Genomic DNA, 22,262 nt, shown 5'->3' on the forward strand with positions numbered 1-22,262 from the left:
GCGGGCTTTGGGGGGCATTTCTACGGTAAAACGCTATTAAGCGACAGCAGAAACCTTTACCTTCAGGGTTGCAGCGATTTCAGGGTGGATCTTGACCGGTACGGTGTATTCGCCCAGCTGCTTGATCGGCTCAGCCAGTACGATCTTCTTGCGGTCGATATCAAACCCGTTCTCTTTCAGGAAAGCAGCGATTTCCATGTTGGTAACGGAACCAAACAGCTTGCCTTCTTCGCCAGCCTGGTGGGTCAGTTCGATGGTCAGAGCCTCAATCTTGGCCACCAGATTCTTGGCAGCCTCAAGAGCCTTATTCTTCTTATAAGCCAGCTGACGCTTGGCGTGGTCAAGTGCCTTGGCATTCTTTTCGGTGGCCTCAATGGCAAGACCTTTAGGCAGCAGGTAGTTGCGGCCATAGCCGGGGGCAACCTTGACGATGTCGCCGATCTGGCCCAGATGCTCAATGTTTTCTTGCAGAATTAGTTTCATGTTTCCTTCTCCTTTCGAGCCTGTTTTACAGGTTTTCTTCCTGGGTTATACGCGGGGTGCGGAAGTCACCCCAATAATCAAAGATACCAAGTACGGTTACCACAACAACCAGGTACGGCTGGGTCAAGAGGATAATGCCAAGCAGCACTTTCAAGGTGTTTGCAAAACTGGACCGCTCGCTGATGGTAATCAGCACGGCCAGTCCCTGCATAAAGTACAGTATCCCCAGCACGCTCAGAATGTTCAAGGCTGGTGTGGTAAGCAGTGGCGATGGTGCCAGCATGGCAAAGCCTGCCACAATCAGTAGCCAGATCAGTGGCTCAGGAGTTTTGAACTCCTTGAAGGGAGAGCCGTTAACTGCTACGGCACGTTTGGTCGCCGTACGCATAAACAGCAGCAGAGTGATTGCACTGATCAATCCCAGGTTGATGGTGGTCAGGGCAGGGTAGGTCCGGGACATGATCTGTCCTACGGTTTGCATACCCTGTTTGAGAACCTCAAGATCCTGAGCAGGCAAGCCTGAGTGCTGCTCGTAGAGCTTGGTTGCCTGATTGATACCATCGGAAATTTCTTTTTGTATAAAGAGCTGAAGATTTATGCCGTTGCTGATGACAAACGCTGCAACAATCAGCGCTGTCAGGGTTAGACCGGCAGCTGTTGTCCAGATGATGGTGCGTGATGGCCTGAAACCTTTTAGTGCCAATTCCGGGACCAGTAGTCCGATCAAGCCACATTGGACCACATACCATGCACCAATCGGTGGGGAAAACAGTATTGCCAGCAACAAAGTGGCCAGTAGCGCACTAAAACCGGCAACTGCACTGCCACCCTTGATACGGGCAAGCCCCAGCGGAGCCGGGGCAAGAAAAGCCGAAACAAAACCTATGACGGGTACCGCAAGGCTGGCGCTGAAGAGCAGGCCTGAGCCCAGGGTGCCGATCAAGACGGCGGCCAGCTTTTGGCCGCCGTTTGATTGAGATTCAAGCTGCTCCACAAATTGCCGGACTACGGAAGTGCGTGGCCGGCTGCAAGTGGCAGAAGTGCCAGGTTGCGTGCCCGCTTGATCGCCTCGGTAATCTCGCGCTGATGCTTGGAGCAGTTGCCGGAGATACGACGGGGTACGATCTTGCCACGCTCAGTGATGAAGTAGCGCAGGGTGCGTGGATCTTTGTAATCAATGGTGGTGTCTTTTTCAGCACAGAAACGGCATACCTTGCGGCGCTGAAAAGGACGCTTCTTGCGTGGGCCACCGGGGCCACTGGGACGTCCACCGGGACCACTTGGGCGACCGCCGGGGCGTGGGGTGTAGGTGCTAGGTGTCGATGTTGTTGCTTCGCTCATTGGTGTTGTCCTCCGGAACGTTATTCAGCCGCAGCTTCAGCAGCTTCAGGGGCTTCAGCAGCTTCGGTAACCGGCTTGCGCTCAGCTACCTTCTTCTCGGGCTCGTCAGTGATGTTAACGCTTAAGTAGCGCAACACTTTCTCGTCAAGCCGGAGACGACGCTCCAGTTCAGCCACCAGTTGTGCTCCGCCGTCAAAACGCAGGTAGTAGTAACGCCCGCGGGGGAACTTCCGGATTGCATAGGCCAGTTTGCGTGTTCCCCAGTCGTCCAGCCGGTGGAAATCACCCTTTAGGGATGCAACCACGTCTTGAACCTTGTCAGTAACTGACTTGATGTCGTCCTCTGAAAGGTCCGGCTGGAGGATGAAGATGGTTTCGTACTTCCTCATGTGTAATCCTCCTCATGGATTAGGTAGCCCCGGTCTGGCCGGAGCAAGGAGTAGCGAACATGTGTCCGCCTTAAAGGAGTATGCCTTTACTATAGTTATGTCCTAAAGGCAAGCAGAAATATATTTTGTGTATATGAACGAAAAACTTGACAATAAAAAGATTGGATGCTTTTAATGTGTGCATATGCAAATAACGCTGTGAAGGAGTACCTTATGAAACTTTGTTTTCCGGTAGTACAGGATCAGGGCCTGGATAGTGAGGTTTACGGACATTTTGGTTCTGCCCCCCGCTTTATCGTTGTTGATGCTGCAACCGGCCAGACCAGTCTGGTGGACAACAGTGACAAGGTGCATGAGCATGGCGCCTGCAATCCCGCCAAGGCTGTCGCAGGTCTGGATATTGACGGTATTGTCGTGGGCGGGATCGGGCGTGGTGCGCTGATCTCTCTGAACCGAGCCGGCTACAGGGTCTTTCAGGCGCAGGGGGCTTCAATCCGCGAAAATATTGCCGCTCTTGCTGGTGCCGGGCTTCAGGAGTTTGCGCCAGGCAGTGTCTGTGGCGGCCATAGCCACGCCACTGATGGAGGAGGGTGCTGCCATTGAGCGACGGCTATAACCAATATACCGAGACGGTTCTGGACCATGCCCGGAATCCCCGTAATGTTGGAGGCATGGATGATGCCAACGTCGTGGTGCAGGTGGGGGACCCGGATTGTGGCGATACACTACTCTTATTTATGCGGATTGATGATGGCTGTGTGGCCAAGGTCAGTTTTCTGATCAAGGGTTGCGGTGCAGCGATTGCCACAGCCTCAATGGGAAGTGAGCTGGTTAAGGGCAAAAGCCTGAATGAGGCGTTGCTGGTAACTGATGCCACTGTGACAGCCGCTCTGGGGGGGCTGCCCGATGATAAGGAACATTGCTCCAACCTGATCGCCTCGGCAGTGCATGCTGCCATTGCCCAGTATACCAGCACCATTACCGGTGAGGCACCGCCGATTGATTTTGAAGTGGATATGACAGGCAGAGACCCGAAACCTGCTGAAGGAGAACAACTATGAGTAATTGGGCGCAGTTGTATCGAGGTGAGTCAATCAAGCCGGTCTGGCAATTTGTTGCAGATCTTAAAGAGGCTGGTTTGCGGTCAGGTTTTTTGATCCACAATGAAGATAAGATGGAGATGTCCCACACCTTTGGTTCCCACGGGGTGCAGGTTGGTGAGGGGTTTGATCTGCATATGATCCAGATCTGCAAGCCGGAAAAGGCTGCCGGCAGTCTACAGAAGAACCCGGAACGGGCTGCCTTGATGCCCAAATTTGTCACGGTATTCAGCTCTGAAGGCCGTACTCAGGTACGGTTTCTGCGCTTTAACCAGCAGATGATTGAGGCGTTGGTGCAGGATGCCGAGTTTGCAAGCTCGGTTGGCAGTACCTATGATGAGATTGAGCAGGCGATTCAGGCTTCGCTGTAACATTAACACCGTAAGGTCAGGGAGTTTATATAATGGAAACCACAACACCAGCCGCTCATGGGCGTCTTGAATATTTTCCGATCTCATTTTTTTCAGTAGTCATGGGTCTGGCTGGTCTCACTATTGCCTATAAAAAAGTTGAACAGGTCTGGCACTGGCAAACATTGGTAAGTCCGGTGCTGTGTGCCTTTGCGGCAGCAGTTTACCTGGTTATTGCTTTTACGTATCTAACCAAGTTGACGCGTCATTCGCACCATGTGGTTGATGAGTTTAGGCATCCAATCCGGCTTAGCTTCTTTCCAACCATTTCTATTGGTTTGCTATTGCTCGTCATAGCTGCCGAAGGTCTTGTGCCGCATGTTATGCTGCAATCTTTATGGTTTTTGGGTAGCTCTGTGCAGCTTATATTTACCCTGATTGTTTTGTCAGCATGGATCCACCATGAAAAATTTCAGATACATCATAGCAATCCGGCCTGGTTCATTCCGATTGTTGGTAACATTCTGGTGCCTGTCGCAGGTGTCCCGCTTGGCTACATGGAAATATCCTGGTTCTTTTTCAGCATAGGAATCCTGTTTTGGATTGTCCTGCTGAGCATCCTTATGAACCGCTTCTTCTTTCATAACCCTGTGCCAACAAAGTTGTTGCCTACCTTATTTATTTTAATAGCTCCCCCTGCTGTCGGTTTCGTTGCATGGATGCGGCTTCATAAAGGCGTCCTGGATGATCCGGGCAGAATTTTGTACTATGCTGCTCTTTTTACGACGCTGTTGTTGTTTTTTCAGTGGAAGCAGTTTGTAAAGGTTAAATTTGCGCTTCCCTGGTGGGCCTATTCATTTCCAACTGCTGCAATTACTATCGCTTCAACCATCATGCTTGAAAAAATTGGCGGTGTCTTTTTTGCCACCCTGGTTACATTCCTGTTGGTCTTTTTGACATCTCTTGTGGTGCTTCTGATTGTTAAAACCATTCAGGCAATAGCTAAAGGCGAAATCTGCGAACCAGAATAAATTAGTACTCTTAAGGTTACACTCTATGCCTAGACCACGTAAACCCTACACCTGTAGCTGCCCGGACCGCCTTGCCCTCAAGGCGGTCTACAAACCTGCCGGAACCCCGCTGGGGCAGCTTGAATGCATTACCCTGTTCCATGATGAACTGGAGACGTTGCATCTCTGTGATGGCCAGGGGATGACCCAGGCCGAGGCTGGTGATTGCATGGGGGTTTCCCGTGGCACCGTGCAGCGTCTGCTTTCCGAGGCCCGGCGTAAGGTTGCGGAGGCATTGGTGAAACAGGCTGCATTGGCGGTCTCCGGTCGCGACAAACCGATTGCTGAACCTGCCCCGTAGTTAGCTGCCCCTTGCGTTTGCCCCCATTCCCGGTATACTGTCCCACCTGTATCTAAACTCAACATCCAAGGAGGAGTTGCCATGCCTCTCGTACCTCTCTTTAGGTCAAGCTACCTGACCGTCATGTTGCTGCTGGTGGCACTGCTTGCCGGTTGTGCCACATCAGATCTGCAACTGAAGCCCAGCTATCAGCCGGTTGGTGCCGCCAAAGGCCCTGGTGGCTCGCTGGTGCTTGCTTCGTCATTGGAAGGAACCGTTCCCGGTGTGGGTGAGCGGATTCAGTGGATTCTGGGTGAGGTCAAGGATACTGACGGCAAGGTAAAGGGGAACGTCACCAGCCCCACCGCTCCAACGGCACTGCTTCGCGATGCGCTCCAGCAGGAGCTGTTGCGGGCAGGCTATACGGTGCAGGTCGCTAAGACAGTGCCGAAAGATGCTGAATATGGTCTGGTCCTGGCAGCCAGTGCGCTGCAGCTTGATGAAACCCGCTCGCTGATCAAGGTTGAAGCTGATTGTCGGGTCAGTTTTTCCGTTGAAATCTGGGTCAAGGGGGCCAAGACAAATACCCTGAGCTTTGAATCCCGTTTCTCAGATTTTGCAGTCAAGGATCGAGAAAAACTACATCAGGATGTCCTGCAGAAGGCCTTTGCCTCGGCCTTTAAGCGGGCCTTGCCTGCAATCGTAGAACAACTGAAAAAATAATCTGAGTGTTGGAGAAATAACTGATATGGCCATAGCAAACAAGATTGCCGGATATATTTCCCGTTCATCCTGGATCCGTAAGATGTTTGAAGAAGGTGAGCGTTTGCGTCAGGAGTTCGGAGCAGAGCATGTCTATGACTTTACCCTGGGCAACCCGGATGTTGAACCACCAGAGGCATTTCACGCAGCCCTGAAGCAGCTGGCAGACAATCCGTTGCCTGGCATGCACCGCTATATGAATAATGCCGGTTATCCTGAGACCCGTGCCGCTGTGGCAGCCAAGCTGGCTACAGACTCCGGTCTGGCGGTGACTGCAGAGCATGTCATCATGACCTGTGGTGCCGGTGGTGCCTTGAACGTGGTGCTGAAGACCATTCTGAATCCCGGCGAAGAGGTCATCATCCTGGCTCCCTACTTTGTGGAGTATAAATTCTACATCGATAACCACGGCGGGGTGCCGGTGGAGGTCTGGACCAACCGGGATACCTTCCGGCTTGATCTGGCCGCCATTGAGGCCGCGATCACCACCAAGACTCGTGCCATTATTGTTAACTCTCCCAACAACCCTACCGGGGTGATCTACACGGCTGAAGAGCTTGCAGCACTGGGTGCGCTGGTAAAAAATGCCCAGAGCCGCACCGGTCATCAGGTCTACGTGATCTCCGACGAACCCTATGCCCGTCTGTCCTATGACGGTGTGAAGGTTCCCAACATCTTTCCGCTGATCGAATCCAGCGTGATGGTGACCTCCCACAGTAAAGACCTGGCCTTGCCGGGTGAGCGGATCGGGTATCTGGCGGTCAATCCCCGTATGGCAACGGCTCTGCAGTTTATGGAAGGAGCGGTTTTCTGTAACCGTACTCTGGGATTTGTGAATGCACCGGCCTTGATGCAGCGTCTGGTGGCCGGGTTACAGGATGCGTCGGTGGATAGCGGGGCCTATCAGGCAAAGCGTGATCTATTCTACACCAGCCTGACCGGTCTGGGTTTCAGCATGGTCAAGCCTGATGGCGCCTTTTATCTGTTCCCCAAATCACCCCTTGCTGATGACGTGGAGTTCGTCAAGCTGGCTCAGAAACATCATATTCTGCTGGTGCCTGGATCTGGTTTTGGTGCGCCCGGTTATTTCAGGATCGCCTATTGTGTTGATGCAGGAATGATTGAACGCAGTCTGCCAGCCTGGGAGCGGCTTGCTGCCGAGGTAGGGTTGAAGAAATAGCACCAGAATCTGCTAACGCAAAAGGGCCGCCTGTGTATCAGGTGGCCCTTTTGCGTTAGCAGGTAACAAGCAGAGTCAGAATTGGTCCAGATCATCATCTGCGCCAGTGCCCAGACGTACAAGTTCCGTAGTAATGGCGGTATCTGTCTGGGCTATTAGCTCGCGTAGCGCACGTACCTGCTGTGAAACCTCGGCAATCTGGCTAACAGGTGCAGACTCTTCAAGGTGATGGGCTAGCTGTGCCAGGGCCGCAGCACCGACTGAACCGGCTGCCCCTTTCAGGGTATGGGCCTCCTGAGCCACCTCATGCAGGTTGCCCTGCATAAGGTGCTGTTCAATCGTTTCAAGATGGAGGGTCGCCTGATCACGGAACAGTTCCAGAATTTCAGGCAGCAGATAGCTGAACCCGGCCTGATGGTAGTTCTCTCTCAGATAGTGGTGATCAAGAAGTGCAACCGTTTCCATCCGCTGCTCCTAGTCCCGGAAACGCCGGGTCAGGTCTCCGTAGGCATCAATGCGGCGGTCCCGTAGGAAAGGCCAGATGCGGCGTACTGTTTCACTACGTTCAAGATCCAGTTCCAGCGTAATGATCTCTTCTGTATCAGTGCTAGCTTTGGCAAGCAGCTCCCCTTGCGGTCCGGCAATAAAGCTGGTGCCCCAGAATCTGATGCCTGCTGCCTGGGGATCAGGTGATGTTTCAAAGCCGACCCGATTAACCGAGAGAACCGGCAGACCGTTGGCAACCGCATGGCCGCGCTGGATTGTTACCCAGGCATCCTGCTGGCGTCCCTGCTCTTCCGGGGTGTCAGTCGGGTCCCAGCCAATGGCAGTGGGGTAGATCAACAGATCAGCACCAGCCAGGGCCATCAGGCGGGCAGCCTCTGGGTACCATTGATCCCAGCAGACCAAGACCCCCAGGGTGCCAACCGAGGTGCAAATTGGGGTAAACCCCAGATCTCCAGGGGTAAAGTAAAATTTTTCATAAAAACCGGGGTCATCTGGGATATGCATCTTGCGATAGGTACCGGCAATGGAGCCATCCTGCTCAAATACCACCGCAGTATTGTGATACAGTCCAGGGGCACGACGTTCAAATAGCGAGGTGACCAGCACGATCTCCAGCTCTTTTGCCAGTGCGCCAAGCCGTTCTGTGGCTGGGCCGGGAATCGGCTCAGCCCGGTCAAACTGTTCAGTTGCCTCGGTCTGACAAAAGTAGCTGCCGTTGTGAAGCTCCTGCAGTACCACCAGCTTTGCGCCGCCTGCAGCTGCTTGGCGGACCATGTCTCCGTTTTTTGCAAAGGTCTCGGTCTGGTTGTCAGAACAGCTTTGCTGAATCAGGGCCACCTTCAACTGTTTCATGTCAATACCCCTTGTGGCAGTTGCATGGTGACGCAGTGCAGGGAACCATGCTGTTCAATCAGTGGAAGGCAGTCAATACCGATGATCTCACGGCCGGGGAAGGCCAGGGCGATCATGGCCAGGGCACCGTTATCCACCGGATCGCGGTAGGTGGGGACCAGCACAGCATCGTTAATCACCAGATAGTTGGCATAGCTGGCTGGTAACCGGTTGCCGTCAGTATCATACTTGGCTTCTGGCCAGGGTAGGGCCAGTAACCGATAGGGGGAACCAGCCGGGGTGGTCAGCTGCTTCAGTTCCTGCTCCATTTTCTGCAAGGCATCATAGTGACTGTCAGCTGGATTATCACAGGCCACATAGACGATGGTATCATTGGGGCAGAGCCGGGCCAGGGTATCAATATGGGCGTCAGTGTCATCCCCTTCCAGATGGCCATGCTCAAGCCAGAGCACCTGCTGTGCACCGAACAGGGATTGCATCGCTCCTTCCAGCTCCTGGCGGGTCAGTTGCGGGTTGCGGTTGGGGGAGAGCAGGCATTGGCTGGTGGTCATGACCGTGCCACAGCCGTTGCTCTCAATACTGCCACCTTCAAACACCAGGCCGATGATATTGGCCCGGGGCAGCAGTGTTCCCTGCTGCTTCAGTTGTTGGGTGACCTGATTATCAAGGTTGGCGGCAAACTTCAGCCCCCAGCCGTTGAAGCCAAAATCAAGCAGGGTCGGCTGGTCATTCACCTCCACCGTAATCGGACCAAAATCTCTGGTCCAGGTGTCGTTGGTGGCAATCGGGCAGATAGTAATGCGGGTCAGATCAACCCCGGCTTCGGAAAGATGCTTGAGTACCGCTTCAGGGTCCGGTGCAACCAGCAGGACCTTCTCAAAACGGACAATCTGGCGGATCAGCTCGGTATAGGTGTTGCAGACCTCTGGTAACCGGTCTGCCCAATCAGTGTCAGGGTGGGGCCATGCCAGCAGGACGCCGTCCTGTGGTTCCCATTCAGCAGGTAATCGAATCTTCATGGAGCAGCAGCTTCCTTTCGTTCTTTCATATGTTGCCAATTATGTCCTGGCAGATGAACGGCGAGTATAACGGTGAACAGCGTGGCCTGCAAGTTTCTTTGCCCTTGCCTTGCTGTCCGGTTTGGTTTAGAAAAATTATCTTCTCACCTATTATTTTACCCGGATGGAGTTTTTTATGCTTCAGAGTATTGTCCTGCAGGCGCCAGCCAAGGTTAACTATCGTCTAGATGTAATCGTACGGCGCCCTGACGGGTACCATGAACTGCGTATGATCATGCAGCGGATCAATCTGTGTGATGAGGTGACGATCTCGTTGAGCAGTGAGCCGGGTATCAGGGTCAGGTGCGGGCGGGAAGGAGTGCCGGATGGCGAGGGCAATATCGCCTGGAAGGCAGCCAAGGCCTTGCTGGATCTGGCAGGCCAACCGTCCGGTGTAGAGATCGCCATTCAGAAAAATATTCCGGTGGCTGCCGGTCTGGGGGGGGGCAGCAGTGATTGTGCGGCGGTACTGTTGGGGCTGAATGAACTGCTGGGGCTGGGGCTTTCCCGTGAGCAATTAATGGAGATTGGTGTCAAGCTGGGGGCTGATGTGCCTTTTTTTGTTTTTCAACAGACATCCCTTGCTGAGGGGATTGGTGAGAAGCTAAGCCCGCTGAACGGGCTTCCTCCTGCCTGGGTGGTGCTGGTTAATCCCAACCTGCCGGTCTCAACCGCATGGGTCTATAAAAATTTGCAGTTGACACAACGGGAGCGTCTGGCTACAATTCCCGACTCGTTTGAGGACGTTGCAGCAATCTGTGGTGTCCTGGCAAATGATCTTGAAGCGGTAACTATCCCAGCATTTCCGGTTATTTCCGAGATAAAACGTGAGCTGATAGCCCAGGGGGCATGCTGCTCGTTAATGTCCGGTAGCGGCCCGACCGTGTTTGGTTTGTTTGATAGTGAGGCGACAGCCCGCAAGGCTGGTGACGCATTGCGTACCAATCGTGACTGGTTTGTTGCCGTGGTTGAAACGGTTTAGGCTGTATTCTTCTGTCTGAAAGGTAGAGCGCGTTCCATGTACGACAAGATCAGAGTGTTCTCAGGCAATTCCAATCTTCATCTGGCTCAGAAAATCTGTGATGCGCTTGGTGTCCCGTTGGGGAATGCCGGGGTTAAGACCTTTTCTGATGGCGAGGTCATGGTTGAGATCGGTGAGAACGTCCGTGGTCGTGACGTCTATGTGGTACAGTCAACCTGTGCGCCTACCAACAATAATCTGATGGAGCTGCTGGTAATGACCGATGCCCTGAAGCGGGCCTCAGCTGCTACCATTACAGCAGTAATTCCCTACTACGGTTATGCCCGTCAGGACCGTAAGGCTGCCCCCCGCACCCCTATCTCTGCCAAGCTGGTGGCTGATCTGGTGACCACCGCAGGGGTTGACCGCGTGGTCACCATTGATCTGCATGCCGCCCAGATTCAGGGCTTCTTCAATATCCCGGTGGATAACCTGTACGCTGCGCCGGTTATTCTGAATCACCTGAAGGAACGTTTTGCCGGTCAGGATATTGTTATGGTAACCCCTGATGCGGGTGGTACTGAGCGTGCGCGCGGCTTTGCAAAGCGCCTTGAATGTCCGATGGCACTGATTGACAAGCGTCGTACCGGACCCAACGTGGCCGAGGTGATGCACCTGATCGGTGATGTCAAGGGCAAGATCGCCATTATTCTGGATGACATGATCGACACTGCCGGTACCCTGACCCAGGCTGCCGGTGCTTTGAAGCAGAATGGTGCTGCCATGATTTATGCTGCAGCGAGCCACGGCGTCCTGTCCGGTCCGGCCATTGACCGTATCAACGGTTCGGTGATTGAAGAGGTGTTGTTGACTGATACTATCCCATTGGGAGAAAGGGCAGATCGTACCTCCAAGATCAAGGTGCTGTCAGTTGCCCCGCTGTTAGCTGAAGCGATCCGTCGTATTCACGAAGATGAGTCAGTAAGTTCACTATTTACATAAGCAGGAAAAAATTTGCGGTCAGACAGGCCGCTTTTAGGTTCGGAGGAAGACCATGCAACAGACCCAAATGAAGATTGAAACCCGTACAAGTACCGGCAAAGGTATCAGCCGCAGGCTGCGTGCTGCCGGACGTATTCCCGGTATTGTGTATGGCCGTGGTGTAGAGCCGGTGGCTGTCAGCCTTGAGCCCAAGGCTCTGAACGCTGCCATTGCTGGTGAAGGTGGCCTTAACAACCTGATCACCCTTGAAGGTGGCGGTGATCTGGATAAGGTTGTCGTCATTGTGGCTGAGATTCAGCGTGATGTTCTCAAGCGGACTCCTGAGCATGTAGACCTGCACCGGGTTAACATGAATGAGAAAGTACGGATCATCGTGCCGGTTAGCCTGGTTGGCACTGCAACTGGTGTCAAAGAAGGCGGTATGCTGGATTTTGCCCACCATACCCTGCATATTGAGTGTCTGCCTGCTCAAATTCCTGAGCATATTGAGATCAACATCGCTGACCTCAAGATCGGCCATGCCATCCACGTCAGTGAGATCAGCTTTCCTGCCGGCGTAAAGTGCGTTGACAATCCTAAGACACCGGTTGTTGGTGTGCTGGGCAAGGTTAAGGAAGAGGCTGCAGCAGAGGCCTGATACGACCTGTGAACAGGCCGTGGAGATGTTCCTCTCTACGGCCTGTTTCTGTCTCATACTATGGATACGATCGTTATTGCAGGGCTGGGGAATCCCGGCTCAAAGTATCAATGGACCCGCCACAATGCGGGTTTTCTGTTTCTGGACAGGATTGCCCAGCTTGAAGGGCTGTCGATAGTCCGTAAACAGTTTGGTGGACTGACTGCTGAATGGGAACGCAAAGGAAAACGGCTGGTGTTACTCAAGCCGCAAACCTTTATGAACCTTTCCGGTCAGTCGGTTATGCCTGCCCTGCAGTTCTATAAACTTAAAGCCGAACAGTTAATCGTTGTGCATGATGAAATTGATCTGCCGTTGGGGACTGCCCGTTTGAAACATGGGGGCGGCCACGGTGGCCAAAACGGTCTGCGCTCCATTATGCAACAGCTGGGTAAGGGTGATTTTACCCGTCTACGCCTCGGCATCGGGCGACCACTGCATGGCGAGGTGACCAACCATGTCCTGGGTATTTTCACCCCCACTGAGATGGATGTTTTCGCACGAGTGCTGGACGGCGCTCTGGATATGCTGGAAACAGCCCTTGATGAAGGGGTTCCCAAGGCGATGAGTCTTTTTAATAATAAGTCATACCTGGAAGGATAACGGTTATGGGTTTCAATTGTGGTATTGTCGGTCTGCCTAACGTGGGTAAGTCCACTATCTTCAACGCCATCACTTCAGCCGGTGCTGAATCGGCTAACTATCCCTTCTGCACCATTGATCCCAATGTCGGCATTGTCCAGGTTCCTGATCCCCGGATTGACCAGCTTTCTGTGATTGTCAAACCACAGAAATGTCAGTTCACCACCATTGAATTTGTCGATATTGCAGGACTGGTTAAAGGGGCAAGTGCTGGCGAAGGATTGGGCAACCAGTTTCTGGGACATATCCGTTCCGTTGATGCGGTTGTCCATGTGGTGCGCTGTTTTGATGATGACAATGTGGTGCATGTGGCCGGCAAGGTCTCGCCTGCTGACGATATTGAGATCATTAACACTGAACTGGCGCTTTCAGACCTGGATACCCTTGAAAAGAAGCTCCTGCGTTCTGAAAAGCTGGCCCGCAGTGGTGATAAAAAGGCCAAGGAAGAGGTTGCCCTGTATGAGCGGATCAGAGGGCTGCTGGAACAGTGCAAGAAAATCAAGGACTGTGCTGAAAACGAGGATGAGCGGATCTGGTTGCGGGATCTGCACCTGCTGACTGCCAAGCCGGTACTGTATGTGGCTAACGTGGCTGAAGACGATCTGGAGGGGAAGCATCCCTTTGTGGCTCAGGTGCGTGAGATAGCTGCTGCAGAAGGTGCCGGCGTGGTGGTGATCTGCGGCAAGATTGAGGCTGAAATCTCTGAGCTGGATGGTGATGAAAAGCAGGCATTTCTTGAGGAGATGGGGCTGCAGGAATCCGGCCTGGATCGTCTGATCCGTGCCGGTTATGACCTGCTGGGACTGATCACCTATTTTACCGCCGGGGTAAAAGAGGTACGGGCCTGGACCATTACGAAAGGCACGAAAGCTCCCCAGGCGGCCGGGGTGATCCATACCGATTTTGAGAAGGGCTTTATCCGGGCAGAGGTAATCGGCTATGACGATTATATCGCCTGCAACGGCGAATCAGGTGCAAAGGAAAAGGGCTTGATGCGGTTGGAAGGCAAGGAGTATGTCGTTAAGGACGGAGACGTCATGCACTTCCGCTTCAACGTGTAAAAACTGCTGCGGAGGCAATCTCCTGCGTTGCGCGGTACTCACTTCCTCGCCTACCTCTTCTGGTATGTCTCGGTTGTTGCGTTCCGTGCGCCTTGGATCTTGCCTTCCTCATTACGTTTTTCGTTTTGACTGCAAAGGGGGAGGACGACGCTCCCCTTTTTTCATATCCAGATAAAGGACTAAAATTATCTTTTTGTCTTGCAATCAAAAAAAAATGCGGTAGTATTGCATCAACAAACAAGGCTCACAGCCTGACTACCCATGAGGAGGAAATTCCAATGCCTAAGCGTCTTGAAGTTTACAAGTGTCAACATTGTGGGAACATTATTGAAGTTATGCACGGTGGCGGTGCCAACATTGTCTGCTGTGGTGAAAATATGCAGCTGCAGACTGAAAATACGGTGGATGCTGCCAAAGAAAAGCATGTGCCAGTGATTGAAAAAGGGGATGGCACCATTACCGTCAAGGTTGGCGCTGTTGCTCACCCGATGGATGAAAAGCACTACATTGAATGGATTGAGCTGATTGCTGACGGCAAAGTCTATCGTCAGTTCCTAGAGCCGGGTCAGGCACCCGAGGCTACTTTCTGCGTAACTGCAGAAAATGTCACCGCTCGTGAATACTGTACCTTGCACGGCCACTGGGCTGCATAAACAGTCGTTCTTTTTTAGCTGATGTAACGAAACGGGGGCCTTTGGGTCCCCGTTTTCTTTACACCCACCGTTACATCATGTATCATCCCACCCCATGAAACACGGCATTATAAACCGCTACCTGATGCGCGAAATCACCGGCATCTTCTTCCTTGGTCTGACTATCTTTACGCTGGTACTGCTGATGGGGCGGATGGTCAAGCTGATGGAGATGGTGGTGGCCAATGGTGTCCCCCTTGCAGAAGTCCTGCGCCTGATTATCCTGCTGCTGCCATCATTCCTTGTTTTGACCATCCCCATGGCCTTCCTGCTGGCAGTACTGCTGGCCTTCGGCCGTCTTTCCAGTGATAACGAAATTACGGTCTTGAAGGCCAGCGGCTTAAGTCTTGGTGCCTTGCTGCCGCCGGTGCTGCTGACCGCCACTGCTGCTGCGCTCTTGACCCTTTTTATCAGTGCATGGGGCGTACCCTGGGGTAATACCGGTTTCAAGCAGATGACCATGGATGTGGCCCGTAAATATGCAGCCTCTGCCATCCGTGAGCGGATCTTCAGGGATGATCTGCCCGGTATAGTCTTGTACGTGGATCAGTACGATGAGGCCCAGCGTACCATGCAGCGGGTCATGATCCAGGATAGCCGTGATCAAGAGCGCCCCTTGACCATCTTTGCCAAAAGCGGCCTGATCTCCTCTGATGATGGCACTGGCGTACTGCGGATACTGCTTAAAAACGGCACTATTCATACCCAACAAAAAGAGGATTACCGTCTGATCTCCTTTGGCGAGTACCTGCTGACCGCTGAATCAGGGCGAAGCACGCCGCTGGTCAGGACAGAAATGGATCTGGGGATAGGTGAATTGCGTAATGGCATCGGCTCTTTAAAAGTGTCCCCCCAGGCTCGCCTGAAGATGGCCACTGAACTGCACAGCCGCTTTGCTTTTCCCTTTGCTACCTTTGTATTTGCCATTCTGGCGCTGCCGCTGGGGCTTTCCAATCGTCGCACAGGTAAAGGCTCCGGTTTTACCATCAGCATCCTGATTCTGTTGGTCTACTATGTCCTGCTCTCATTTCTGCGTACCCTGGCTGAAAAAGGGGGGATTTCACCGGTTCTTGCGGTCTGGCTGCCCAACCTGATCTTCCTGTCCATCGGATTGTTCCTGCTGCGTCTGGCCTCTCAGGAAATGACGATCAGATCAGCCCTGGGGCGACTCTTCCGATTCGGGAGGACCGCCTGATGTTTGGTATTGTGGGACGCTATCTGGCAGCAACCTGGCTGCGTCTGTTCCTGCTTTGTCAGGGAGGATTTCTTGCGGTCTATCTGATCCTTGATTTTATGGAGAAACTGGGTCGCTTCAGCAAAGCCGGGGCCTCGCTAAGTGCCATCCTGCAGTTCTTTTTGTTCAAGATCCCTGAGATGCTGGGACAGACCATGCCGTTTGCGGTCTTGATGGCAACCCTGCTGGCACTGGGCATGCTCTCTCGCAGCAGCGAACTGACCGCCTTACGCAGCTGTGGCCTCAGTATTCCCCGTATCGTTCTACCGATTCTGGCTCTTGGCCTGCTCTGCAGCCTGATTCTGTTGGTCAACTCAGAATTTATAGTGCCCAAAAGTTACCAGCAGATGGAGCATATTGAAAAAGTGGTGATCAGGAAACAGAGTGTCAACACCTTCTTCCGGCTCAATAATATCTGGTTCCGCTCCAATAACCTGATCCTGCAGGCCAAGGTGTTTGATCCAAAAACACAGACCTTGCAAGGGGTAACGGTCTGGGACCTTTCTCCCGACATGCAGCCGATCAGACGTATGGATGCTGAACAGGCGGTACATGGTGCTGCCGGGTGGGAGCTACTCAAAGTACGAACACGCAGCTTTGCCGGGCGGGGTGGGGTGGTGGCAGCGCCTCGGTTGGCGGTGCCGTTAACCCTGAAAGTGGATGATCTGCGGATTCTGGATAATAATGCTGATAACTTCAGCTTCCGTAAACTGCGGGAATATGCGATCAGCCTTGAGCGGGGCGGTTACCCTGCCGGGCGCTATCGCACCATGATGCATGCCAAACTGGCCCTGCCGTTCGGCGCCTTTGTGATGGTGGTGCTGGGGATTCCCTTTGCCCTCAAGACCGGTCGTACCAGCGGGGTTGCCATGGGGGTCGGGACCGGTGTTGCAATTGGTTTTGCCTACTTCATCATCAACGCCGCTGTCCAGTCCTATGGCCGTAGCGGGGTATTGCCCCCCTTTGTTGCTGCCTGGGGGGCCAATCTGATCTTTGTCCTAACCGGCATCTGGCTTTCCATGACGGTCAAGCAACAGTAACAGCGCTGGTAAAAACACCAGAAACGCCAGCACAATGGCGGTCATCCCCAGCGACATGACCGCGCCGATGCTGAAGACTCCCTGGTGACGGGCCACCATTAAGGCACCGAAGCTGAACAGGATGGTCAGGGCGTTCAGGAAGACCCCCTTGCCGGCGCTGCTGGTGGCCACCTCCACTGGGGATTCCTCCCCCTTCAGGTGGCGGCTGATGATGTAGATGGCCGAGTCGATCCCCACCCCCAGCAAGAGCGGCATGACAATGATGTTGGCCACATTGAACTTCAGGCCGAACAACCACATCCCCCCCACCATCAGCAGTAGTCCGGCTGCCAGCGGCGTTACCCCCAGCAGGGTGGAACGCAGGCTGCGGAAGGCGATTAGCAGGATCAGCACCACCCCCCCCAGGGCATACAGGAATGCCTCCAGGTAGGAGAGCTTGAGGATCTTGAATGATTCATAGACGCTGACCGGTTCGCCGGTGGCGTGGGGATCAACGGTCTTGATCTGGGTAACAAACTCCGCCAGCGGCTGTTCGTTGAAGATCTCTTTTTTCGGGGCGATCTGCAGCAATAGACGGCCATCCTTGCCTACAAAACGTTGCTTCAGCGCCTGGGGAACATCGGCCTCGGTCACGGCACGGGCCTGCAGGCTTTCCTTCAGCAGCTTCAGCTTCTCCGGCAGCGGCGCAAACATGGCTTCCTGCATCTCCCGCAGCATGGTCAGGGCATTGCCGTCCTTTTCCTTTTCCAGTCCGGCAAAGAATTTATCCAGTGTCTTCAGGAAGGCGGCTATCGGTTGTGCCTCAGGCAGCTTCTGTGCCTCAAGGCTGTTCTTCAGTTTTTCAACCCGCTCACGAAAGCCCTCAAAAATGGCCGGCAGTTCCATTACCCGCAGATTTTCTTCATAGGCCACCGGCTGCACCTTTGCCATAATCTGCTTGATCCGTTCCAGCTCAGCCAGTTTTTCCGGTTGCTGATCCGGCACCAGGGCAGGCAGGGATACCACATGGTCCACACTGGGCAGCGCCTCAAAGCGCTTGGTCAGTCTGATCGCCTCGTCACGGTCTTTAGCCATGGAGACCCCAAAGTAGCCGGAGTTTTCCTTGCTCTTCATCAGCTTGTAGGCGTAGGTGACCGATTCCAGCCCCTTGGCCTGCAGGTTCAGCATATTAAAATCAAACGGCACGCGGGTCAGGGCTGCTGTGCCGGTCAGGGCCAGCAGGGCGGTTGCCGCCACAATCAGGCCGGGTCGGGCAAACAGGCGTTGCAGGGGCGGCGTTGTATTGTGCGGGATCGGCTTGGGCCGTTCAGTGGCTGACTTCTTGTGTAGCAGGACCAGTACGGCAGGCAGTACGGTAAAGGTGGCTGCAAAGCAGACAAAGACCCCCATGGCTGCAATCAGGCCCAGCTCGGCAATGCCGCGGAAGTCGGTCAGCAGGAAGGTCAGGAAGGCCAGGGCGGTGGTGGCAAAGGCCAGCAGGACCGGGCGCAGGTTGGAGCTGAGGCTCTCCTGCAGTGCTGTTTCAAAGCTGTCATGCAGCAGCAGTTCCTGGTGACGCAGCACTACCTGAATGCTGTATTCCACCCCCAGCCCCAGCAGCATCACGGCAAAGGCCATGGAAAGGATGTTCAAGTGGCCGACAAAGAGGGTAGCCAGGCCAAAGGCGATGCTGATGGCGATTAAGAGCGCAACCATGGCGGCAACCGTGTTTTTCACGCCCCGGAAGGCAAACAGCAGCAGAATAACAGTCAGCAGCAACGACAGCACCGAGGCGATGGTCATATCATCCATGCTGGTGGCCATCTCTTCGTACTCCAGCACCGGCACACCGGTGATCCCGGCGGTAATACCCTTGAATTCAGGTTTCTGACGCAGGATGTTCAGCTCTTCCCGCACCTTCTTGATCGCCTTTTCAGCCGGTACAAAGCTATCGGTTTCCTTCAGGGGACGGATGGCCAGTACCTGCTGTCTGCCTGCGTTTTCCAAGGCGGATGGTTTGCCATCAGCGCCGCCGGACAGGAAGGAATCCATGGACAGGGCGCTCTTTTTACCGTCAAACCCGGCAAAACCTTTGTCCAGGGTGCCCAGCATGAAGGTCAGGCGTTGCAGTTTATCGGGAGATGGTGCTTTCAGGTAGTCGTCAATCTGACTTGTCAGAGAGCTGAACAGGGTCTGGATCGAAGGGGCTGCTGCCAGATCCTTCAGCACCGGTCCGGCCATTTCAAGGGTGCCAGCCATCGCCTTCAGTTCATCAAGTGACATGAACAGCAGGCCGTTCTGGCGGAAGTAGGGCATGCCGCCGGGGTACAGTACCTCCAGAAACAGGCGTTTTTCCTGGGACAGTCGTGCGTAGAGGGCGTCGCTGAAGCGGCTGACCAGGGCTGGATCAGTACCTTCGATCACCACGGCGATTTCTTCCTGATCACCAAAGGCAGCGCGGTAGGCCTGATAATCTTTTTGAAACGCCGCATGGCGGGGCATCAGATCATCACGCCCGGTCAGGAACTCCAGCTTCAGGGAGGTGTACACAATTGACAAGGCGGCCAGCAGCAGGGCAACGGCCAGCACTAGGCGAGGATGGCGGGTGATAGCGCCAAAGAGACGGGATGCGGACATCGGATACTCCGGGTCAGGGTTGTTGGCTGCGCGGTGTCTGTTTTTTCCAGGGGGCGACAAACAGGTAGAGGATTACCAGAAAGGGCAGGGCGGAAAAGGCTGCCTCAAACCTGCCAAGAAACAGTTGCCAGGTGGAAAACCCCAGGATGGCAATAATAAAACAGATTAACAGGACAGCGGCTGATTTGCTCATGGTCGGCAGTGTACTATCATCCGGCTGAAAAGTGAAGCATTGGTGGTATACTGTCAGCTATGAACAGAGAACCCGAAACTGTATGGCATACCCTTACCGTTGATCAGGCGCTTGAACTGCTGCAGACATCGCCTGATACCGGTCTGAACTCAGACGACGCTACCCGTCGTCTGCAGCAGAATGGGCCGAATGAGCTGACCGAGCAGGCCGGGCGGACCCCCTGGCAGATCCTCTGGGAACAGTTTACCTCTACCATGGCCCTGATCCTGACCGCTGCTGCCGTGGTTTCCGGTCTGGTGGGATCATTCAAGGATGCAGCTACCATCTTTGCCATTGTGATCCTGTTTGCGCTGCTTGGGTTTGCCCAGGATTTCCGTGCTGAGCGGGCCATTGCAGCCCTGAAACGGATGGCGGTGCCGCTGGTACGGGTGCGGCGGGATATGACAGTACAGGAGCTGCCTTCACTGCAGTTGGTGCCCGGTGATATCGTGCTTCTGGAGGCGGGCAGTGTGGTTCCGGCTGATTGCCGCCTGTTGGAGGCCCATGGCCTGCGGGTGCAGGAGTCGCTGTTGACCGGTGAATCAGAGGCGGTGGAAAAACAGACTGACCTGATTGCAGCCGTTGAGTTACCGCTGGGTGACCGCCGCAACCTGCTGTTTATGGGCACTCTGGTGTCGGCTGGCCGGGCTGTGGCAGTGGTGGTCGCCACCGGTATGCAGACTGAACTGGGAAAAATCGCCACCCTGCTGCAACAGGTGGGGCAGGAGTGGACTCCGCTGCAGAAACGGCTGGATCGGCTGGGCAAGGTGCTGGCAGCGGCCTCGGTGGCGGTGGCAGGGCTGATCTTTGTGGTGGGGATGTTGCGGGGGGAGGCTCTGAAAGAGATGCTGCTGCTGGCGGTCAGTGTGGCGGTGGCAGCCATCCCGGAAGGGCTGCCGGCAGTGGTGACCATCACCCTGGCCCTGGGGGCCCAGCGGATGCTGAAACGCCATGCCCTGATCCGGCGACTGCCCGCTGTTGAGACGCTTGGATCGGTTACGGTGATCTGCAGTGACAAGACCGGTACCCTGACCCAGAACCGGATGACCGTTACCGGGCTGATGAACACGGATGCTATTGTTGGCGTGGCAGGAGATACCTCATCCGATAGGTTGCTGCTAATGATCGGCAGCCTCTGTAATGATGCGGTGTTGAAGGTTGCTGATGGTGAAGAGTCCGTACTGGGTGACCCCACTGAAGGCGCCCTGGTCTCTGCAGCCGCAGCAGCTGGTGTTTTTCGGGATGAGCAGGAACAGGCCCTGCCTCGGATTGCCGAGATTCCCTTTGATTCTGTCACCAAGCGGATGATTACGGTGCATCAGATTACCGCGCTGGTTCCCAGCCTTTTGCCGCTTCCTCCGTTGCCAGCAGGGGGTAAGCTGCTGGCAGTCAAAGGTGCGTTGGATAGTGTGCTGGGGCTTTGCAGCACAATTTTACTGAACAACAAGGTCGTAGCGTTGACGGATGATCATAAAAAGGCACTACAGGCAGCTGCAGACCGGCTTTCCGCTGAGGGGCAGCGGGTGCTGGCCCTGGCACTGCGGGTTCTGCAGCCGGATGCTGATGATCGCCTGGAGGCGTTGGCGCAGGAGTTTGTCTGCATCGGTCTGGTGGCCCTGACTGATCCCCCCCGTGAAGAGGCAAAGCAGGCGGTGCAGCGCTGTCTGACCGCAGGTATCAGGCCGGTCATGATCACCGGTGACCATCCTCTGACTGCACGTGCCATTGCCCGTCAGGTGGGGATTGATGATTCAGGCGGCGCCTTAACCGGAGTTGAGCTTGATCGACTGACCCCGGAGCAGTTTGATGCTGCGGTGGCAACGGTCTCGATCTATGCCCGGGTGGCGCCGGAGCATAAGCTGCGGATTGTGGACGCGATCCAGCGCAGCGGTGGTGTGGCTGCCATGACCGGTGACGGGGTCAATGATGCCCCGGCCCTGAAAAAGGCTGATGTGGGGGTGGCCATGGGCAAGGTCGGCACTGATGTGGCCCGGGAGGCCTCGGATATGGTGCTGCTGGATGACAATTTTGCCACCATTGTGGCTGCGGTGGAGGAAGGCCGCACCATTTATGACAACATCCGCAAGTTTGTGGTCTTTTCTGTGGCCGGTAACACCGGCAAGATCCTGGCCGTGTTGGTCCTACCGTTTCTGGGCATGGGGATGCCGCTGACACCGCTGCAACTGTTGTGGCTCAACCTGCTGACCGATGGTCTGCTGGGGCTGGGTATGGGGCTGGAACGGCCTGAACCGGATGTGATGAAGCGCCCGCCCATTGCACCGGACAGCCAGATCTTTGATAGCCGCACCATCCGCTATGTCCTGCTGACCGGTAGCCTGATCGGCGGTTCCTGTATGCTGGTCACCTGGCTGACCTGGCAGTCTGGTGGTCCCTGGCAGACCGTGTTGTTTGCCTCCCTGGCCCTGGCCCAGATCGCCCAGGCCATGGCATTGCGCTCCTTCCGCAGCTCGTTCCTGCAGATGGGGCTGTTCAGTAATCCGTCTCTGCTGGTCATGGCTGCCAGTGTGCTGCTGCTGCAGGGGCTGGCCATCTGGCTGCCGCAGTTGCAGGGCTTTTTCCGCACCACCGCACTTACGCTTGATCAGCTCTGGTTGGTACTGTTACCGGCAGTGGCGGTGTTTCTGCTGTTGGAAGGAGAAAAGTGGGTCGGTCGATTGGGCAGGACTTCGAGAGGTAATTAATGCGGTAAAGGGAGAGACATCCAGTCAGGCAT

At 54.7% G+C, this 22,262-nt stretch carries 25 protein-coding genes; 16 read left to right on the plus strand and 9 right to left on the minus strand.

The features are described from left to right. Positions 1-36 precede the first annotated feature (36 nt). The 4 genes from rplI to rpsF are packed head-to-tail and all read right to left on the minus strand — an operon-like array spanning position 37 to position 2,213. Positions 37-483 carry a 50S ribosomal protein L9 gene (rplI, locus tag B5D39_RS03990; RefSeq protein ID WP_078789105.1) on the minus strand — a complete coding sequence of 149 codons (447 nt, stop codon included), beginning with the start codon at positions 481-483 and terminating at the stop codon, positions 37-39. Between the two features lie 25 nt (positions 484-508). Continuing rightward, a complete protein-coding gene (locus B5D39_RS03995) occupies positions 509-1,477 on the minus strand; it encodes a YybS family protein (RefSeq protein WP_161947416.1) in 969 nt (322 codons plus the stop codon). An 11-nt stretch (positions 1,478-1,488) separates the two neighbouring features. Continuing rightward, positions 1,489-1,824, minus strand: a complete 336-nt coding sequence (rpsR, locus tag B5D39_RS04000; protein ID WP_078789107.1) for a 30S ribosomal protein S18 — start codon at positions 1,822-1,824, stop codon at positions 1,489-1,491. 20 nt (positions 1,825-1,844) lie between these two features. Then, positions 1,845-2,213: a 30S ribosomal protein S6 gene (gene rpsF, locus B5D39_RS04005; RefSeq protein ID WP_078789108.1), complete on the minus strand. Its 369-nt coding sequence runs from the start codon at positions 2,211-2,213 to the stop codon at positions 1,845-1,847. 213 nt (positions 2,214-2,426) lie between these two features. On the opposite strand from rpsF, the gene B5D39_RS04010 reads away from it, so the two are divergent. From B5D39_RS04010 to B5D39_RS04040, 7 genes are all read left to right on the plus strand, one after another. After that, positions 2,427-2,816 carry a NifB/NifX family molybdenum-iron cluster-binding protein gene (locus B5D39_RS04010; RefSeq protein WP_078789109.1) on the plus strand — a complete coding sequence of 130 codons (390 nt, stop codon included), beginning with the start codon at positions 2,427-2,429 and terminating at the stop codon, positions 2,814-2,816. Next, complete coding sequence (locus B5D39_RS04015) at positions 2,813-3,274, plus strand: iron-sulfur cluster assembly scaffold protein (RefSeq protein ID WP_078789110.1); 462 nt, start codon at positions 2,813-2,815, stop codon at positions 3,272-3,274. The genes B5D39_RS04010 and B5D39_RS04015 overlap by 4 nt, the downstream gene beginning before the upstream one ends. Then, positions 3,271-3,684: a DUF302 domain-containing protein gene (locus tag B5D39_RS04020; protein ID WP_078789111.1), complete on the plus strand. Its 414-nt coding sequence runs from the start codon at positions 3,271-3,273 to the stop codon at positions 3,682-3,684. Before B5D39_RS04015 ends, B5D39_RS04020 begins: the two co-directional genes overlap by 4 nt. A gap of 32 nt (positions 3,685-3,716) precedes the next feature. Continuing rightward, positions 3,717-4,694, plus strand: a complete 978-nt coding sequence (locus tag B5D39_RS04025; protein WP_078789112.1) for an SLAC1 anion channel family protein — start codon at positions 3,717-3,719, stop codon at positions 4,692-4,694. 25 nt (positions 4,695-4,719) lie between these two features. Further along, positions 4,720-5,034 (plus strand): DUF134 domain-containing protein, encoded by a 315-nt coding sequence (locus B5D39_RS04030; protein WP_078789113.1) that lies wholly within the window; start codon positions 4,720-4,722, stop codon positions 5,032-5,034. 81 nt (positions 5,035-5,115) lie between these two features. Further along, on the plus strand, positions 5,116-5,736 hold the full coding sequence (locus B5D39_RS04035; RefSeq protein WP_078789114.1) for a hypothetical protein: 621 nt from the start codon (positions 5,116-5,118) through the stop codon (positions 5,734-5,736). 25 nt (positions 5,737-5,761) lie between these two features. After that, positions 5,762-6,955: a pyridoxal phosphate-dependent aminotransferase gene (locus tag B5D39_RS04040; protein WP_078789115.1), complete on the plus strand. Its 1,194-nt coding sequence runs from the start codon at positions 5,762-5,764 to the stop codon at positions 6,953-6,955. A 75-nt stretch (positions 6,956-7,030) separates the two neighbouring features. Here the strand turns inward: B5D39_RS04040 and B5D39_RS04045 are convergent, their stop codons facing one another. From B5D39_RS04045 to B5D39_RS04055, 3 genes are read right to left on the minus strand one after another with little or no spacing between them, the layout of a single operon-like run. Beyond that, positions 7,031-7,420, minus strand: a complete 390-nt coding sequence (locus B5D39_RS04045; protein ID WP_078789116.1) for an Hpt domain-containing protein — start codon at positions 7,418-7,420, stop codon at positions 7,031-7,033. A gap of 9 nt (positions 7,421-7,429) precedes the next feature. Next, positions 7,430-8,314 (minus strand): carbon-nitrogen hydrolase, encoded by an 885-nt coding sequence (locus B5D39_RS04050; protein ID WP_078789117.1) that lies wholly within the window; start codon positions 8,312-8,314, stop codon positions 7,430-7,432. Further along, positions 8,311-9,333, minus strand: coding sequence for an agmatine deiminase family protein (locus tag B5D39_RS04055; protein ID WP_078789118.1), 1,023 nt, complete (start codon positions 9,331-9,333; stop codon positions 8,311-8,313). Before B5D39_RS04055 ends, B5D39_RS04050 begins: the two co-directional genes overlap by 4 nt. 175 nt (positions 9,334-9,508) lie before the next feature. Between B5D39_RS04055 and ispE the strand changes: the two genes are divergently transcribed. The 8 genes from ispE to lptG all read left to right on the plus strand — a co-directional run bounded on the left by ispE (position 9,509) and on the right by lptG (position 16,680). Further along, on the plus strand, positions 9,509-10,354 hold the full coding sequence (ispE, locus tag B5D39_RS04060; protein WP_078789119.1) for a 4-(cytidine 5'-diphospho)-2-C-methyl-D-erythritol kinase: 846 nt from the start codon (positions 9,509-9,511) through the stop codon (positions 10,352-10,354). Between the two features lie 36 nt (positions 10,355-10,390). Then, positions 10,391-11,335: a ribose-phosphate pyrophosphokinase gene (locus tag B5D39_RS04065; RefSeq protein ID WP_078789120.1), complete on the plus strand. Its 945-nt coding sequence runs from the start codon at positions 10,391-10,393 to the stop codon at positions 11,333-11,335. A 52-nt stretch (positions 11,336-11,387) separates the two neighbouring features. Further along, on the plus strand, positions 11,388-11,972 hold the full coding sequence (locus tag B5D39_RS04070; protein ID WP_078789121.1) for a 50S ribosomal protein L25: 585 nt from the start codon (positions 11,388-11,390) through the stop codon (positions 11,970-11,972). 60 nt (positions 11,973-12,032) lie between these two features. Then, positions 12,033-12,614 (plus strand): aminoacyl-tRNA hydrolase, encoded by a 582-nt coding sequence (gene pth, locus B5D39_RS04075; protein WP_078789122.1) that lies wholly within the window; start codon positions 12,033-12,035, stop codon positions 12,612-12,614. A 5-nt stretch (positions 12,615-12,619) separates the two neighbouring features. Continuing rightward, positions 12,620-13,714, plus strand: coding sequence for a redox-regulated ATPase YchF (gene ychF, locus B5D39_RS04080; RefSeq protein WP_078789123.1), 1,095 nt, complete (start codon positions 12,620-12,622; stop codon positions 13,712-13,714). Between the two features lie 278 nt (positions 13,715-13,992). Continuing rightward, entirely contained in the window at positions 13,993-14,367 is a 375-nt protein-coding gene (locus B5D39_RS04085) for a desulfoferrodoxin (RefSeq protein WP_078789124.1), read from the plus strand. A 94-nt stretch (positions 14,368-14,461) separates the two neighbouring features. Beyond that, positions 14,462-15,601 (plus strand): LPS export ABC transporter permease LptF, encoded by a 1,140-nt coding sequence (gene lptF, locus B5D39_RS04090; protein ID WP_078789125.1) that lies wholly within the window; start codon positions 14,462-14,464, stop codon positions 15,599-15,601. Continuing rightward, complete coding sequence (lptG, locus tag B5D39_RS04095; protein WP_078789126.1) at positions 15,601-16,680, plus strand: LPS export ABC transporter permease LptG; 1,080 nt, start codon at positions 15,601-15,603, stop codon at positions 16,678-16,680. Before lptF ends, lptG begins: the two co-directional genes overlap by 1 nt. Here lptG and B5D39_RS04100 read toward each other — a convergent pair. Together B5D39_RS04100 and B5D39_RS04105 are read right to left on the minus strand one after the other, a co-directional pair. Continuing rightward, positions 16,639-19,296 (minus strand): MMPL family transporter, encoded by a 2,658-nt coding sequence (locus B5D39_RS04100; protein ID WP_078789127.1) that lies wholly within the window; start codon positions 19,294-19,296, stop codon positions 16,639-16,641. The two genes, lptG and B5D39_RS04100, sit on opposite strands and share 42 nt — an antisense overlap. Before the next feature lie 13 nt (positions 19,297-19,309). Beyond that, a complete protein-coding gene (locus B5D39_RS04105; RefSeq protein ID WP_078789128.1) occupies positions 19,310-19,489 on the minus strand; it encodes a hypothetical protein in 180 nt (59 codons plus the stop codon). 59 nt (positions 19,490-19,548) lie between these two features. On the opposite strand from B5D39_RS04105, the gene B5D39_RS04110 reads away from it, so the two are divergent. Continuing rightward, positions 19,549-22,230 carry a cation-translocating P-type ATPase gene (locus tag B5D39_RS04110; protein WP_078789129.1) on the plus strand — a complete coding sequence of 894 codons (2,682 nt, stop codon included), beginning with the start codon at positions 19,549-19,551 and terminating at the stop codon, positions 22,228-22,230. The last annotated feature ends 32 nt before the right edge of the window (positions 22,231-22,262 follow it).

Source organism: Trichlorobacter thiogenes (assembly GCF_900167465.1).
GTDB lineage: Bacteria > Desulfobacterota > Desulfuromonadia > Geobacterales > Pseudopelobacteraceae > Trichlorobacter > Trichlorobacter thiogenes.